The 14140-nt window shown below is 60.8% G+C and carries 14 protein-coding genes; 7 read left to right on the top strand and 7 right to left on the bottom strand.

Features of this window, described 5'->3' with window-relative positions; all coding sequences use genetic code 11:
- The first annotated feature begins 25 nt into the window (after window positions 1-25).
- Window positions 26-1039, top strand: coding sequence for a UDP-N-acetylmuramate dehydrogenase (gene murB / locus WBK19_RS20275; protein WP_511292877.1), 1014 nt, complete (start codon window positions 26-28; stop codon window positions 1037-1039).
- Here the strand turns inward: murB and WBK19_RS20270 are convergent.
- The gene (locus WBK19_RS20270; RefSeq protein ID WP_511292876.1) at window positions 1014-1727 is read right to left on the bottom strand and encodes an N-acetylmuramoyl-L-alanine amidase family protein; all 714 of its coding nucleotides are present in this window, start codon (window positions 1725-1727) and stop codon (window positions 1014-1016) included. The genes murB and WBK19_RS20270 overlap by 26 nt on opposite strands.
- 108 nt (window positions 1728-1835) lie before the next feature.
- Between WBK19_RS20270 and WBK19_RS20265 the strand changes: the two genes are divergently transcribed.
- Together WBK19_RS20265 and WBK19_RS20260 are read left to right on the top strand one after the other, a co-directional pair.
- Window positions 1836-2405, top strand: coding sequence for a hypothetical protein (locus tag WBK19_RS20265; RefSeq protein WP_511292875.1), 570 nt, complete (start codon window positions 1836-1838; stop codon window positions 2403-2405).
- 130 nt (window positions 2406-2535) lie between these two features.
- On the top strand, window positions 2536-2910 hold the full coding sequence (locus tag WBK19_RS20260) for an Hpt domain-containing protein (protein WP_511292874.1): 375 nt from the start codon (window positions 2536-2538) through the stop codon (window positions 2908-2910).
- Window positions 2911-2918: 8 nt separating this feature from the next.
- On the opposite strand, the gene WBK19_RS20255 is transcribed toward WBK19_RS20260, so the two are convergent.
- On the bottom strand, window positions 2919-3257 hold the full coding sequence (locus WBK19_RS20255) for a DUF1840 family protein (protein ID WP_511292873.1): 339 nt from the start codon (window positions 3255-3257) through the stop codon (window positions 2919-2921).
- 81 nt (window positions 3258-3338) lie between these two features.
- Here WBK19_RS20255 and WBK19_RS20250 point away from each other — a divergent pair, with 81 nt between their 5' ends.
- From WBK19_RS20250 to WBK19_RS20235, 4 genes are read left to right on the top strand one after another with little or no spacing between them, the layout of a single operon-like run.
- Window positions 3339-3989 (top strand): class I SAM-dependent methyltransferase, encoded by a 651-nt coding sequence (locus WBK19_RS20250; protein ID WP_511292872.1) that lies wholly within the window; start codon window positions 3339-3341, stop codon window positions 3987-3989.
- On the top strand, window positions 3989-4882 hold the full coding sequence (locus WBK19_RS20245) for an ROK family protein (RefSeq protein WP_511292871.1): 894 nt from the start codon (window positions 3989-3991) through the stop codon (window positions 4880-4882). The genes WBK19_RS20250 and WBK19_RS20245 overlap by 1 nt, the downstream gene beginning before the upstream one ends.
- A gap of 18 nt (window positions 4883-4900) precedes the next feature.
- Window positions 4901-5605 (top strand): MOSC domain-containing protein, encoded by a 705-nt coding sequence (locus tag WBK19_RS20240; protein ID WP_511292870.1) that lies wholly within the window; start codon window positions 4901-4903, stop codon window positions 5603-5605.
- Complete coding sequence (locus WBK19_RS20235; protein ID WP_511292869.1) at window positions 5602-6819, top strand: MFS transporter; 1218 nt, start codon at window positions 5602-5604, stop codon at window positions 6817-6819. The genes WBK19_RS20240 and WBK19_RS20235 overlap by 4 nt, the downstream gene beginning before the upstream one ends.
- Here WBK19_RS20235 and WBK19_RS20230 read toward each other — a convergent pair.
- The 5 genes from WBK19_RS20230 to trkA form a co-directional block, all read right to left on the bottom strand.
- Window positions 6763-7755, bottom strand: coding sequence for an SPM autocatalytic domain-containing protein (locus WBK19_RS20230; protein ID WP_511292868.1), 993 nt, complete (start codon window positions 7753-7755; stop codon window positions 6763-6765). The genes WBK19_RS20235 and WBK19_RS20230 overlap by 57 nt on opposite strands.
- A gap of 71 nt (window positions 7756-7826) precedes the next feature.
- Window positions 7827-9809, bottom strand: a complete 1983-nt coding sequence (locus WBK19_RS20225) for a primosomal protein N' (protein ID WP_511292867.1) — start codon at window positions 9807-9809, stop codon at window positions 7827-7829.
- A 300-nt stretch (window positions 9810-10109) separates the two neighbouring features.
- On the bottom strand, window positions 10110-11177 hold the full coding sequence (hemE, locus tag WBK19_RS20220; protein WP_511292866.1) for a uroporphyrinogen decarboxylase: 1068 nt from the start codon (window positions 11175-11177) through the stop codon (window positions 10110-10112).
- 57 nt (window positions 11178-11234) lie between these two features.
- A complete protein-coding gene (locus WBK19_RS20215) occupies window positions 11235-12689 on the bottom strand; it encodes a TrkH family potassium uptake protein (RefSeq protein WP_511292865.1) in 1455 nt (484 codons plus the stop codon).
- Window positions 12690-12699: 10 nt separating this feature from the next.
- Window positions 12700-14133: a Trk system potassium transporter TrkA gene (gene trkA, locus WBK19_RS20210; RefSeq protein WP_511292864.1), complete on the bottom strand. Its 1434-nt coding sequence runs from the start codon at window positions 14131-14133 to the stop codon at window positions 12700-12702.
- Between the last annotated feature and the right edge of the window lie 7 nt (window positions 14134-14140).

The following is a 14140-nucleotide window of genomic DNA, read 5'->3' as shown; positions in this document are numbered from 1 at the left end:
CCCGAAATCGACGAAAATTCTGCCTATGACCTCCGCCCACAACGTCGACCTGACTCCTTTCAACACCCTGGCCCTGCCCGGCAAGGCGGCCACCTATCAAAAAGTCACCGCCCCCGATCAGTTGGCGGCGCCGGAATTGGTGGGCCAGCGCCGCTTCATTCTCGGCGGTGGCAGCAATCTGGTCCTGACCGGCGATTTCGCCGGCCTCGTCCTGCACATGGCGATTCCCGGCAAGCGCTTGCTGAAGGAAGACGCCGAGGCTTTCTACATCGAAGCCGGGGCCGGCGAGAACTGGCATGATTTCGTGCAATGGACTTTGCAGCAGGGCTGGCCGGGGCTGGAGAACCTGAGCCTGATTCCCGGCACGGTGGGCGCCGCGCCAATTCAGAATATCGGCGCCTACGGGCTGGAAATCGGCGAATGCTTTCATTCGCTGACGGCCTGGGACTTTCAAAAACAGGCGTTTTTTCCGGTTGACCGTGGCAACTGCCGGTTCGGCTACCGCGACAGCATTTTCAAGCAGGAAGGCTGGCATTTGAGCGGGCGGATGGCGATCACCTCAGTCGTCTTCCGGCTACCGAAGGCGTGGACGCCCAACCTGCGTTATGCCGAGGTGAATCAGGAACTGGCCGCCCGCAACATTGCCACGCCAACCGCGCAGGATGTCGCCAACGCCATCATCGCCGTGCGCCAGCGCAAGTTGCCGGACCCGGCGGTCATCCCCAACACGGGCAGTTTTTTCCACAATCCGGTCGTCGAGGCGACGTTGGCCGCCGCGCTGGCCGTCGATTTCCCGACGCTGCCGCGCTATGCGCAGCCTGATGGCCGGGTCAAGCTGGCCGCCGGCTGGCTCATTGAGCAGGCCGGCTGGAAGGGCAAGAATCTCGGCCCGGTCGGCATGTACGAAAAGCAGGCGCTGGTACTGGTCAATCGCGGCGGGGCGACGGGTGACGACGTGAAACGCACAATGGCCGCCGTTCAGGCTGACGTAAAAGCGAAATTCGACGTCGCCCTCACTCCCGAGCCGATTTTCCTGTAACGAACAGGCAGGCGGCGACGCCGGTCGCCAGCGCATCGGCCATCCGGGCCTGACGTTCGGGGTCGACCAGTTCGAGTTCCTCGTCCCGATGCTTGATGACGCCGGCCTCGAAGAGCACGGCGGGCAGGGTCGTCCGGTAGAGCACAACGAGATTGTCGTAATACCAGACGCCGTTTTCGGCATCGGCCGCCAGATGCTTGCGACCATGCCAGGTCGACGGCTCAAATCCGGCCCGACGCAGCATGGCACCCATGCTCGAAGCGCAACGCAGACTGGTTTCCAGATCGGGATTCTGGGCCGAAACGAAGATTCCATAGCCGCGCTTGACCTCGGTGTAGGTCTGCTCGCTGCCCTCCCAAACCCAGGTTTTCAGCCAGGATTCGCCAATCGAGTCGTGGTGGATGGAGATGAAAAAATCGCTCCCCGCCGCCTGCTCGGGCCGCGCGATCAGGCTGCCGATGTCGCCGGCAAAATTGATTTCGCGGACGTCCTGGCCTCGCTCGCGCAAGACACCGGCGAGAATTCCGGCGAATTCCCGGTTGAAGGCGAACTCCGGACGGCCGCGCGCGCTCGTCGCCCCACCATCTTTACCACCGTGCCCGACATCGACGGCAATCAGCGATGGTGCGGCAATTGCCACGGTCAACCGGAAAAACAGGGCAAAAATGAAAACGTTCTTGAAAGTCATCGGCCAATTATCGCGCCAAGTCGCCAATCCGGGCGGTAAAGCCACCGTAGGCATGGAACGCCCGGCAAGTTTTGCGCTATAGTTTCTGGCCAGCCAGGGAGCAAAACAATGAGTAAAGAGACCATCCATCCGCGCGGCACCAGCGCCCACATGCCCGACCTTAACTGGAGTCAGGTTCGCGAGACCGTGCTGATGCTCGAACTCTCTGCCGTGCAGATCGAAACCGCGATGAAGGACAGCAACGCTTCGGTCGACGTGCTGACCAATTCCTTCACCAGCATGGCGAGCTACATGCGGATGATTTCCGACACCGTGCAGACCCTGCCCGACCAGGGCGAAGTCGGCGTCGCCAAGCAAAATTTAAGCGGCATCTCCGACCACGTTTCAGGCATGGTCCATCAAGCCATCATCGCTTTCCAGTTCTACGACAAGCTGGTCCAGCGGCTGGCTCACGTCGGCATCAGCCTAGGCGATCTCAGTGATCTGGTAGCCGACGGGCGACGCCTGTACAACCCGAGCGAATGGGTTTCCCTGCAGGACAAAATCCGGGCCAAATACACGACGCGCGATGAAATCGCCATGTTCGAAGCTGTCATGCACGGCATGCCGGTGCACGAAGCCGTCGACAGGTTCATGGCCGAAATGAAAGAGAAGAACGACGATATCGAGCTTTTCTAAGCCATGTCATTAGCACCGCTCATTGAAGCCGAGCGCCAATGACGGTAACATCAAGGCCTCATAGCGAGGATGCCGGGATACCCCAAATGAATGCTCTGGAAGCCACCAGCCGTCACGCGACAGCACGACCATGACCACCGGGGATGGACTACCCGACCTGCCCGGCATCGACAAGGCCGACGGCCTCAAGCGCATGCTCAACAAGCCGGCGCTTTACGAAAAGATCCTGCGCGACTTTCACGCCCGCCTGATCGATGCGCCACAGGTCATTCGCGCCAGCCTGGCCAGTGGCGACTTCGTCAGCGCCGAACGCCACGCCCACAGCGCCAAGGGGCTGGCCGGAACGATCGGCGCGCTGGACCTGCAAAATGCCGCCATGGCGCTCGAAAAAGCCCTGCGAGAGGGTGAATTGCCATCCGAACCGGTCTTCGGCCAGTTCGAGCTGGCGTTGCGCACCGTTATCGACGGAATCGCTGTCGGCTTCGGTATCGAATCAGCCGACTGAGCACGCGCTCAGAAATCGGCCGACGCTTCCCAGACGATGTTCGCTTTCGGCCCGCCCTTGCCGGTCCGCTCAAGCATGTCGATCAAAGGCCAGGCGCGCTGGCTCATGGCAACGACCGGCTCCTTCTTTTTCCCCGTTTCATCCCGTTCATCCTCATCCGGTGGCGGAGGCGGAGCCTCGGCCCGCTTCACCGCGTCGCGCAAGGTCTGCGCGGCCGGCGCCATCTCGGCCAGCGTAAAGGTTCCCCGCGCCGTGGTTGCCTTGCCGAGCACCTGCAACAGCGGCCGGGCCGCCTCGGCGAACATCAGCAACTCCCCGGTTTCACTGGAATAAAAGCGGACTAACATTGTTTTTCCTTTCCCTGCATGGATTCCCGGTTGTCACACTGCCCCGCCTTGGGCACAATGAGCCGGAGGGAGGCAACGAGCATGACAACAAATATTAACGCCAATCCGCTTGAGACAGGGGCTGACGAGCTAGAGCGCTATGCGCTCGAGGAGTGCGTCAAGCGTCATCGTTTCGACCAGCGCGTTTCGGTGCTGATCCTCCCCGACAAACGCTGCGAGATGTCGATCAAGTTTGCCCGCCTCGGTGCCCAGGTTATCGTTGCCGACCATCCCGATCTGCAACAGGAAATCGAGGGTCGAATACTCGCCGCCGCTCTGCGCGAGGAAATCCTGTTTGCTCCCTGCGCCTTCCCGGAACTGCCCGACGAAGCTCAGGGCGAGCCGTTCGACATCATCATCATCCGCCGTGGCCTGTGCGCCATGCCCTACGAAGAAGCCCGCCGCATTGTCCGGAAATTGCTGCTCAAGCTGAAAATTGGCGGCAAGCTGTACATCTCCGTCCTCGGCCTGCATTCCGAACTGAGCGAAGGTTACGCTGACGGCGAATCGACGGTCGATCAGCGTTTTGCCAAACTGGCCCCGACGCTCGCCGCAAAATACGGGATCCATGAACAGGTCTGCCTGTACACCGAACGCAACCTGTTCATGCTGCTGCTCGAAGCCGGTGCCAGCGTCCTGCGCACGCTGACGACCACCTACGGCAACGTCAAGGGCGTCGCCGTTCGCGTCTGATGCGCCTCGGCGTCGACCTCGGCGGGACCAAGACCGAGATCATCGCATTGGCCGAAGATGGCCGCGAGTTGCTGCGCCACCGCGTTCCGACGCCGCAAGGCGACTACATGGCGACGCTGAAGGCGATTGCCTGGCTGGTTGAAAGCGTCGAAAACGGCCTCGGACAACGGGGCACGGTCGGCATCGGCATACCCGGTGCCGAATCCCTGGCCACCGGCCTGATCAAGAATGCCAACTCCACCTGCCTGATCGGCAAGCCGCTGAAACGCGACTTGCAGGCCCTGCTCCAACGTGAAATCCGCTTGGCCAACGACGCCAATTGCTTCGCGCTGTCCGAAGCCGTCGACGGCAGCGGGCAGGATGCCGAGATTGTTTTCGGCATCATTCTCGGCACCGGCGTCGGTGGTGGCATCGTCATCAACCGCCAGGTGCTGACCGGTGCCAATGCCATCGCCGGCGAATGGGGCCACAATCCGCTCCCCCTGCCAAGCGGCGACGACCTGCCCCTGCCGCCCTGCTACTGCGGTCGCGCCGGCTGCACCGAGGCCTATCTTTCCGGCCCGGCACTGGCCGCCGACCATTCCCGCCACACCGGGCAAATCCTGACTGCCAGCGAAATCGACCGCCTCGCTGCCAGCGGCGACCCCGCCTGCGAAGCCTCGCTGCGCCGCTACGAAGACCGCCTTGGTCGCGCCCTGGCCGGCGTCATCAACCTCCTCGACCCGCAGGTCATCGTCATCGGCGGCGGCCTGTCAAACATGCAGCGGCTTTACCGCAACCTACCGGACGCGTGCCGTCCCCTCGTTTTTTCGGATGCATTCAGCACAAAATTCCTGCCGCCGAAACATGGGGATTCCTCGGGGGTGCGCGGCGCAGCATGGTTGTGGGATTGATGGCAAAATCCGGCGACCATGGCACACGTTTCCCTCTTCATCGGCGGCATCCGCCCGCTTCCTGAATCCGGTCGCCCGACCGGCATGTACAAGCAACCGGCCGTTGGCCCGCTCGAACTCGGCAGTGAAGGCTTCGTCGGCGACGAGCAGGCCGACCGGCGCGTGCACGGCGGCCCGGAAAAGGCCGTCCATCTCTACCCGGCCCGCCACTACGCCAGACTGGCCGAACGCTTCCCGGAGGCCGCGCCACAGCTCGTCATCGGCAGCCTCGGCGAAAACATTTCGACGGCCGAACTTGACGAAACCGATGTTCGGATCGGCGACATCTGGCGCCTCGGCAGCGCCGAGCTGCAGGTTTGCCAGCCGCGCAACCCGTGCTGGAAAATCGATGAACGCTTCGCCAGCGACGGCATGGCTGCCTTCATCGCCGAACATCGGCTGACCGGCTGGTACTGGCGGGTCGTCAAAACCGGCCGCGTTGCCCCGGGCGATACGCTGGAACTCCTGCATGCGGCGGAAGGCAGCTTCACACTGTCCGAAGCGATGCTGTGCTGGCAGGCTCACCGCCCCGCACTCGCCGATCTGGAAAAACTCTCCGCCAGCCCCGGCATCGCCAAGAACTGGCAACAAAAGATCGATTCGCGGGTCGAATGGCTCCGAAAAAATCCAGAAAAGACGTCGCCCACGCCGGCGGCGTTCTACGTGAAACCCGAGAACCTATGAATCAGACCGACGCGCGCCGCCTTTGGATCAGGCTATTCCTGCCCTTTGCCGCCGGCTATTTCCTGTCCTACCTCTACCGGACAGCCAATGCTGTGATCGGGCCGGTCCTCGCCAGCGAATTGAATCTGGGCGACAACGCGCTCGGCCTGCTGACCAGCACCTATTTTCTCGCCTTCGGCGCTGCCCAGTTGCCGCTCGGCATGCTGCTCGACCGCTTCGGTCCGCGTCGCGTCGAAGCCGGCCTGCTGCTCATCGCTGCCGCCGGGGCCGCCGTTTTTGCGCTGTCCGATGAGCTTGGCGGCCTGGCCATTGGCCGCGCCATGATCGGCCTCGGCGTTTCGGCCTGCCTGATGGCTTCGTTCAAAGCCTTTGCCCAGTGGTTTCCACCCGAACGGCAGGCCTCGCTGACCGGCTGGGTCATGGCCTCGGGCGGCCTCGGTGCGCTGGCCGCCTCGAAGCCACTGGAAATGGCACTCGGCTTCGCCACCTGGCAGGAAATCGCCTTCGGCCTGGCCGGGGCTACGCTGGCCGTCGCCGCGACGCTTTGGTTCGTCGCGCCCGACAAGCCGGGCGAGGAAGGTGGCACGGGCTTCGCCGCCCAGATGGCCGGGGTAAAAAGAATTTTTTCCAGCCCGCACTTCTGGCGCTACGCGCCGATGGGCTTCTGGTTTACCGGTGGTTTCATGGCCGTTCAGGGCTTGTGGGTAGCGCGCTGGATGACGGTCATGGAAGGGCTGGAAGGCGCCGCGATTGCCGCCCGCCTGACCTGGATGAGCGGCGCCATGCTGGCTGGCTTCCTGTTCATGGCCTTCTTCGCCACCGGGCTGGTGCGGCGCGGGATCAAGCTCGACACCATCTATCGCACGTCCATGATCGTCGCCATCAGCCTGCTCGCCCTGATCAGCAGCCTGCCCAGCTTCGCCGGCAATCTGCTGTGGCCTGTCCTCGGCGCCTGTTTTTCGCTCTCCAACGTTTCCTATTCGCTGGTCGCCCAAGCCTTCCCTTCCGCGCTTTCCGGACGGGCGAACACCGCCCTCAATCTGCTTGTCTTCGCCGGCGCCTTCGGCCTGCAATGGGGCATCGGGATACTCGTTGATGCCCTGCAGGCGCAAGGCTGGGCTGGCGATGCGGCTTTCCGCACCGCCTTCTTCACGCTCTTAGGCGGCCAGTTTCTCGCCCTGCTCTGGATGCTCCGACCCCGCCGGCAAGTCTGAGACGACGAGGTCGACCTGCTGCATGTGGCCGACCTCCCCCGCCTCGGAGAGATAAAGCCCGGCCGCCCGAATCTGCCCAAGCAGTTCGTTGGATTTCGTTTTTAGCGAAAATTCCGCGTTGACCGTGGAAGTGAAGAGCGCCCCGACCCCCTGCTGCTTGAGCGAGCCGAAGCCATCGCCAGACCATATGCCGAGCTGGCTGAAAGCGGCGTCGGCCTCATCGATCCAGCCGTTATGGTTGTCGTCAAGTTTGGCCAGATCGGCGAAACCATTGCCACTGGCCACGCCGAACAATTCGCTGCCATCGTCGGCCTTGCCATTGCCGTTGCGGTCCAGAACCAGATAGCCGCTACCCTTGCCGATGCCCGGAATCTGCTCGGCAGTGCCATCGGCGTTCAGATCGAAGCTGATGCAATCCTCGGTCAGTTCGCAAGCCATACCGTTGAAACTAAGCATCAACGGATCGCTCAGCTTGACCGTGCTGTTCTCTTCTTCGACCTTCTCGCTGGCGTAATTTCGCTCCATGGCCAGTGCGTAGTCGAACTTGATCACCTGGCCATCGCAAGTCGTTACCGAACCGTTGCCGCAAACTGTCGTCTTTTCAGACTCAGTGACGCTTTCCCGGATCGTGCGCTGCCAGCTGATTTCCAGGCCACTTCTCGGCGCAGCCGACTCGGCCGACTTAGCCGGCATCGCGTCGCCGGCGGCAAACTTTTCCTCAACTTTTTTGCCATCCATTGCCGCCATGATGGCGTCGATCAGCGATTGCAAAAGCTTCTGGAAATTCTGCCGCTCGGTAGTCCGCGCCTCATCCGTACTCAGCGCAAGATGGTCGAAAATGCCCCGAAACTCTCGCTCCGTGGTTATCTCCAACGAATGGCTGCGGCTCGCTTCATGGGTGGCCGACAGTTGAACGTTCGATTCCTGAATTTTCATGATGAACTCCTTACGCGGATTGGAATAACTCCATCGCAAGGGACGTGCCGAAGGCGTCGAAAACAACCAACTCAAAATTCGAGTGGATCAACCTCGATGTGCCAGCGCAGTTTCGAGGGCGCCTTGATGGTTTCGATCGCCTCCCGCCAGCGCGGCAGGAAATTCTGCAAGGCCGGGCGCGAACAGGACTCGGCCAGCAATTGTCCGCGCTCCAGATTGGCCAGCCGGGCCAGCTTCATCGGCACCGGGTCATAGATCATGACATTCTCGTGTTCGCCGATCAGCGGCAAGGCGGCGGCCGTGTTCAGGAAGGCAATGGAATCGGCCATATCCGGCGCCTCGGCACGCAACACGGCCTGGAAGGCGTAGGGCGGGAAGCCGGCCTGCTCGCGCTCCTTGAGCTGCTGTGCAGCGAATCCCGGGAAGTCGTGATCGGCCAGCGCGGCAAACAGCGGGTGATCCGGATACTCGGTCTGAATCAGCACTTCGCCCTTCAGTTCAGCCCGGCCGGCCCGCCCGGCGACCTGCATCAACTGTGCGAACAGGCGTTCCGGCGCCCGCCAGTCGGCAGCGTAGAGGGCGGCATCGGCGCCGAGAGTGCCAACCAGTGTCAGCTTGGGAAAATCGTGGCCCTTGGCCAGCATCTGGGTGCCAACCAGAATGTCGGCCTGACCGCCATGAATGAGATCCAGCATGGCCTCCCACTGCTTGCGACTCTTCACCGAATCACGGTCGACGCGCAAGACGCGCGCTTCGGGAAACTGCTCCTGCAGCCACGCTTCAAGACGCTGCGTACCTCGCCCAAACGGATGGATGTCCTGATTGCCGCAAGTCGGGCAGGCTTTCGGTACGCGGTGTTCGCAGCCGCAGTGATGGCAGCGCAGGCGGCGGTCGGCGAGGTGCAGGACCATGTTGGCCGCACAGCGCGTACACCGCGAAATCCAGCCGCAGGCCGGGCAAGCCAGCACGGGGGCGTAACCACGGCGGTTGAGGAAGACAAGGCTCTGTTCGCCACGCGCCAGACGCTCCTTGATGGCGGCAATCAACGGCTCGCTGACGCCCTCCTTCAGGACCATCTTGCGCGTATTGATGATGTGCACTGCCGGCAGGGTCGCTTCCGGGTTGGCCCGCTGATTCAAGGTCAGCAGGCCATAGCGCCCACCCTGCGCATTCGCCCATGACTCGAGCGACGGCGTCGCCGAGCCGAGCAGGATGGGTATGCCCAGATGGTGCGCCCGGAAAACCCCGACATCGCGCGCCGAATAACGCATGCCGTCCTGCTGCTTGAACGATGGATCGTGCTCTTCATCAATGACGATCAGGCCGAGCCGGGGCATGGGCGTGAAGATCGATAGCCGGGTACCGAGAATGATGCTTGCCTCGCCGGCAAAGGCCGCCCGCCAGTTCCGCTCACGGGCTGCCTCGGCCAGTTCGCTATGCAGGGAAACGACACCCGCCTCGGGAAAACGTGCGCGAACCCGGCCCTCCAGTTGTGGCGTCAGGTTGATTTCCGGGACCAGCAACAGGGCTTGCCGACCAGCCGCCAAGGCTTGCTCGACAAGGCGTAGATAGACCTCTGTTTTGCCGCTACCGGTCACGCCATGCAACAGATGGACGGAAAAACCGGCGGCCGGGTCGATGGCAGCCAAAGCCGTGGCTTGTTCGTCGGTTAGGGCTGGTGGCTGAATTGCCTCCGGCTTTCGCGTGGCGCGTCCGCTGCGGCGATCCGGCGGATCGAGACGCTTCAGCCCGACCGGCAAGGCCTGCAGAACGACTTCGCCATATGCGGCCTGATAGTAAGTACTTGCGAATTCGCAGAGCCGAAAGAAATCGGCCGGCAATGGCGGCATGTCGCGCAAAATTTCGACTGCCTGCTTCAACTGATCCAGCGGCCAGTCGCTTTCGCCAACCACGTCGACGATAACGCCCAGTTTCTCGCCGCGCCCGAATGGGACGCGAACCCGGTAGCCGATATCTGCGGTCGACGCCGTTTCAGCCAGATAATCAAAAAGGCGATGTAACGGCAAATCGAGGGCGACGCGTAATACGGGCATGGATTTACCGGCCAAAGCCGTTATTTCTCCAAATTTTCGGATTTATTGCGACCCAAAACCGGGGTTTTTGAGTTGTCCACAAAAACTGTGGATAACTTTGTGGATTTCTTTTTGACTTTGGCGCTGGGTAACGGTTTGGTAAGGATTCCGTCACCCTGCCGAAATATTGAGCAACATTACTATTCGTTTAAATTCAGTAATTTAAATAAACAATGTTGAGTCAAGGGGTTTTTGGAGTTTATTTTTGGCGAGAGGCAAAACTCTGTGTATAAGTCAAGCCTTGCCCCTCACTTATAGGTATTACTTACGTAATAGTTTGCTGTATGAATGCACCTTCTCAACCAAGGCCGTCACGCTATCCGGCGGCGTGAATTGAGAAATGCCGTGGCCCAGGTTGAAAACGTGGCCGGTATTCGCCGGGCCGAAGCTATCGAGCACTTTTTTCGCTTCGGCAGCGACGATTTCCGGCTGCGCAAACAGCACGTTCGGGTCAAGATTGCCCTGCAGCGCCACCTTGTCGCCAACGCGACGACGCGCTTCACCAATATCGATAGTCCAGTCGAGGCCAACGGCATCGCAACCGATGTCGGCAATCTTTTCCAGCCACAGGCCGCCGTTCTTGGTAAACACGATGCTCGGAATACGCTGGCCGTCCTTTTCCTTCTTCAGGCCGGCAACGATGCGACGCATGTATTGCAGCGAAAATTCCTCGTAGGCCGCGTTTGACAGCGAGCCACCCCAGGTATCGAAAATCATCACGGCCTGGGCGCCGCAGTCGATCTGGGCGTTCAGGTAGGCGATGACGGAATCCGCCGTCACCGACAGGATGCGGTGCAGCAGGTCCGGACGGTTGTAGAGCATGCCCTTGATGTTGCGAAAATCGCTCGAGCCCTCGCCTTCGACCATATAGCAAGCCAGCGTGTAGGGGCTGCCGGAGAAGCCGATGAGCGGCACCGAGTTATCGAGCGCACGACGGATTTCCGAAACGGCATCCATAACGTAGCCCAGATGCTCATAGGGATCTGTCACCGTCAGATTGTTGATCGCCCATTCTTCGCGCAGCGGACGCTCGAACTTCGGCCCCTCGCCTTCGGCGAAGTAGAGGCCGAGTCCCATCGCATCCGGCACCGTCAGGATATCGGAGAACAGGATGGCGGCATCGAGATCATAGCGCGCCAGCGGTTGCAGCGTTACTTCGCAGGCCATGCTCGGCGACTTGCACAGGTTCAGGAAGTTGCCTGCCCGTTTGCGGGTTTCGCAATACTCGGGCAGGTAACGGCCGGCCTGACGCATCAGCCACAGCGGGGTGTATTCGGTCGGCTCTTTGAGAAGGGCACGCAGGAAAGTATCGTTCTTGGGTCGGCTCACGTCGGACTCCGCCAGAAATTCGGAAAGGCGGAATTATCCGCCTTTCCGGGCGCCGGGTCACTTACGCCAGAAGGCGGGGGTCAGAACAACGAGCAGGGTGAAAATTTCAAGCCGGCCGAGCAGCATGGCGAAAATGCAGATCCACGTCTGGAAGTCTTCAAGCACGGCATAGGTTGTCGAAGGGCCAACCACGCCCAGGCCGGGTCCTGTGTTGTTTACGCTGGCGACAATGGCGGTGAAGGCCGATATGATATCGAGCCCGGTAAAGGCCATGAGCAAGGTCAGAGAAACAATGCTGACCATGTACATGAAGGCGAACGAGAGAACCGCAAACAAGATGGGCTGCGGCGCCGTCTGGCCACCAATTCTGATGTTGTATACGGCATTCGGGTGCATCGCGCGCACCAGTTCGCGATAGACCTGCTTGTAAAGCAGGATCGCCCGCATCATCTTGATGCCTCCCCCGGTCGACCCCGCGCTGGTAGCAAAACTGGACAGGAACAGCATCCACAATGGCGCGAAGATCGGCCACAACGCAAAATCGACGCTGGCGTAACCAGTGGTTGTCGCAATCGAAATGACATTGAAGGCGGAATGGCGAAACGCCGTGTCAAGATCGGCGTAGGCGCCGTCTTTCCAGATATAGAGCGCGACAGCCAGGATACTGGCAGCGCAGACTCCGATGAACCAAGCGGCTTCCGGATCGCGCAGATAGGGGCGCAGGGAGCGTCCGCTAACGGCCATGAACAGGGTCCCGAAATTCATGCCGGCAAATAGCATAAAAACAATCGCCACCATCTCGATGGCAGGCGAGTTGAAATAGCCAAAACTGGCATCATGGGTAGAAAATCCACCCAACCCCATGGTCGAAAACCCATGGCAGATGGCATCGAACCAGGTCATGCCGGCCCACCGGTAGCCCAGAATGCAGGCAATCGAAACGCCCAGATAAACCAGCCACAGGCCCTTGGCTGTCTCGGCGATGCGTGGCGTCATTTTCGAGTCCTTCATCGGACCCGGCGTTTCTGCCTTGAACATCTGCCGGCCGCCGATACCAAGCAAAGGCAGGATGGCGATGGCCAGCACGATCAAACCCATGCCACCGACCCAAACCAACTGGTGGCGCCACAGATTGATTGACATGGGCAGCGTATCCAGATTGGACAACACCGTTGAACCGGTGGTGGTCAGCCCGGAGACCGTTTCGAAATAGGCGTCGGTATGGCTGATACCGAGCTGGAGCATGAGCGGGATAGCCGCAAAAGCCGGCAATACCGACCAGACCAGGACGACCATCAGAAAGCCGTCACGAATGTTCAATTCGCGCTTGCAGCGACGGTAGCGATACCAGAGAAAGGCGCCGCACAGCATTGTCAGCGCGAAGGCTTCGTCGTAGGCCGTCTGCGCACCGTCATTGGTGACATAGGACAGTATCAGCGGCGCCAGCATGGTCAGGCCGAAGAGCATGATGATCATGCCCAGCGCACGATAAACAGGGGCAAAACGTGTCACGGTCTACCCCTTAAAAGAAGTGAAAACTGACCTGGAACAGCTTTTCGACCTTCTTGACGAGCTTCTTGCGGGTGCAGAAAACGATCACGTGGTCTTCCGCTTCAATCACCGTGTCGTGATGCGCGATGACGACCTCGCCGTGACGGGTAATCGAAGTCCAGTCATCGGTCTGACCAACGACCACCGCCCTGTCAAAATGCCGTACCAGCGCGGCGACCGTGACGCCATGCGGCCAGTCAATCTGGTCGATACGCTTGCCAATGATCTGCGACGTTTTCGCGTCGCCGTGGGCCACCAGTTCCAAAGCTTCGGCCGCACCGCGCCGCAGTGAATGAACCTCCGCCACATCGCCCTGCCGGACATGGGCCAGCAGCGCACCAATCGAAACCTGGGCTGGCGAAATACCGATGTCGATCGGCCCGCCTTCTATCATCTCGGCGTAGGCACGACGGTTGATCAGGGCGACTACGCGTTTGCTGCCCAAACGCTTGGCCAGGCTGCCGGACATTATGTTGTCTTCATCGTCGTTGGTCACAGCAAGGAAGAGGTCCATCTCGGCGATGTTCTCCCGCTCCAGCAACTCCTCGTCGGTCGCATCACCAAGCAGGACAAGGGTGTTGTCCAGCTCATTCGCAATCAATTCGGCGCGCTCCTTGCGGCCTTCAATCAGCTTGATTTCGTAGCGCTTCTCCAGCGACTTGGCCAGACGCAAGCCAATGTTGCCACCGCCTGCGATCATGATCCGCTCGACCGGCTTCATCATCCGCCTGAGCTGGCGCAGGACCGGCCGGATATGCTCGGCAGCAGCCAGCAGGAAGACCTCGTCACCGGCCTCGACGACCGTTTCGCCTTCCGGAAAAACTGCCTGGTCACGGCGAAAAATGGCAGCAATCCGGGCATCCATGTCAGGCGGCAGAAACTCGCGCATCTGCTTGATCTGCTTGCCGACCAGCAACCCTTCCTCATAGGCACGCACGGCCACCAGACTGACCCGACCCTTGGCGAAATTGAGTACCTGCAGCGCTTCGGGGAACTCGATCAGACGACGAATGTAGTCGGTAATGACCTGTTCCGGACAGAGCGCGAAATCGACCGCAAAATTTTCCGGCGACAGCAGGCTCTCATCCTCGAGAAAGTCGCGCGAACGCAGACGGGCAATCCGCGTCGGCACATTGAAGACGCTGTGCGCCAGCTTGCAGGCCACCAGGTTGGACTGGTCACTCTGAGTCACTGCGATGACCATGTCGGCGTCTTCCGCCCCGGCTTCGCGCAGCGCCGACGGCGTCGCCGCGTTGCCGACGACCGTGCGCAGATCGAGCCGGTCCTGCAATTGGGCGAGCCGGGCGGCATCGTAATCGACGATCGTAATGTCGTTTTCTTCTGAAACCAGGCCTTCGGCTACACTGGCGCCGACCTGTCCGGCACCGAGAATGATGACTTTCATGTCTCCC

This window comes from Azonexus sp. (genome assembly GCF_049652925.1).
Classification (GTDB): Bacteria; Pseudomonadota; Gammaproteobacteria; order Burkholderiales; family Rhodocyclaceae; genus Azonexus.
The sequence above is the reverse complement of the archived record's forward strand: the minus strand, read 5'-3'. Positions and strand labels throughout refer to the sequence as shown.

Bases quoted from the DNA above. Each gene is read 5' to 3' on its own strand.
- WBK19_RS20240 (WP_511292870.1), top strand. From the start codon at position 4,901: ATGGCACACGTTTCCCTCTTCATCGGCGGCATCCGCCCGCTTCCTGAA.
- WBK19_RS20255 (WP_511292873.1), bottom strand. From the start codon at position 3,257: ATGTTAGTCCGCTTTTATTCCAGTGAAACCGGGGAGTTGCTGATGTTC.
- WBK19_RS20265 (WP_511292875.1), top strand. From the start codon at position 1,836: ATGAGTAAAGAGACCATCCATCCGCGCGGCACCAGCGCCCACATGCCC.
- WBK19_RS20230 (WP_511292868.1), bottom strand. From the start codon at position 7,755: ATGAAAATTCAGGAATCGAACGTTCAACTGTCGGCCACCCATGAAGCG.
- murB (WP_511292877.1), top strand. From the start codon at position 26: ATGACCTCCGCCCACAACGTCGACCTGACTCCTTTCAACACCCTGGCC.
- WBK19_RS20270 (WP_511292876.1), bottom strand. From the start codon at position 1,727: ATGACTTTCAAGAACGTTTTCATTTTTGCCCTGTTTTTCCGGTTGACC.
- WBK19_RS20245 (WP_511292871.1), top strand. From the start codon at position 3,989: ATGCGCCTCGGCGTCGACCTCGGCGGGACCAAGACCGAGATCATCGCA.
- WBK19_RS20225 (WP_511292867.1), bottom strand. From the start codon at position 9,809: ATGCCCGTATTACGCGTCGCCCTCGATTTGCCGTTACATCGCCTTTTT.
- WBK19_RS20250 (WP_511292872.1), top strand. From the start codon at position 3,339: ATGACAACAAATATTAACGCCAATCCGCTTGAGACAGGGGCTGACGAG.
- trkA (WP_511292864.1), bottom strand. From the start codon at position 14,133: ATGAAAGTCATCATTCTCGGTGCCGGACAGGTCGGCGCCAGTGTAGCC.
- WBK19_RS20260 (WP_511292874.1), top strand. From the start codon at position 2,536: ATGACCACCGGGGATGGACTACCCGACCTGCCCGGCATCGACAAGGCC.
- WBK19_RS20235 (WP_511292869.1), top strand. From the start codon at position 5,602: ATGAATCAGACCGACGCGCGCCGCCTTTGGATCAGGCTATTCCTGCCC.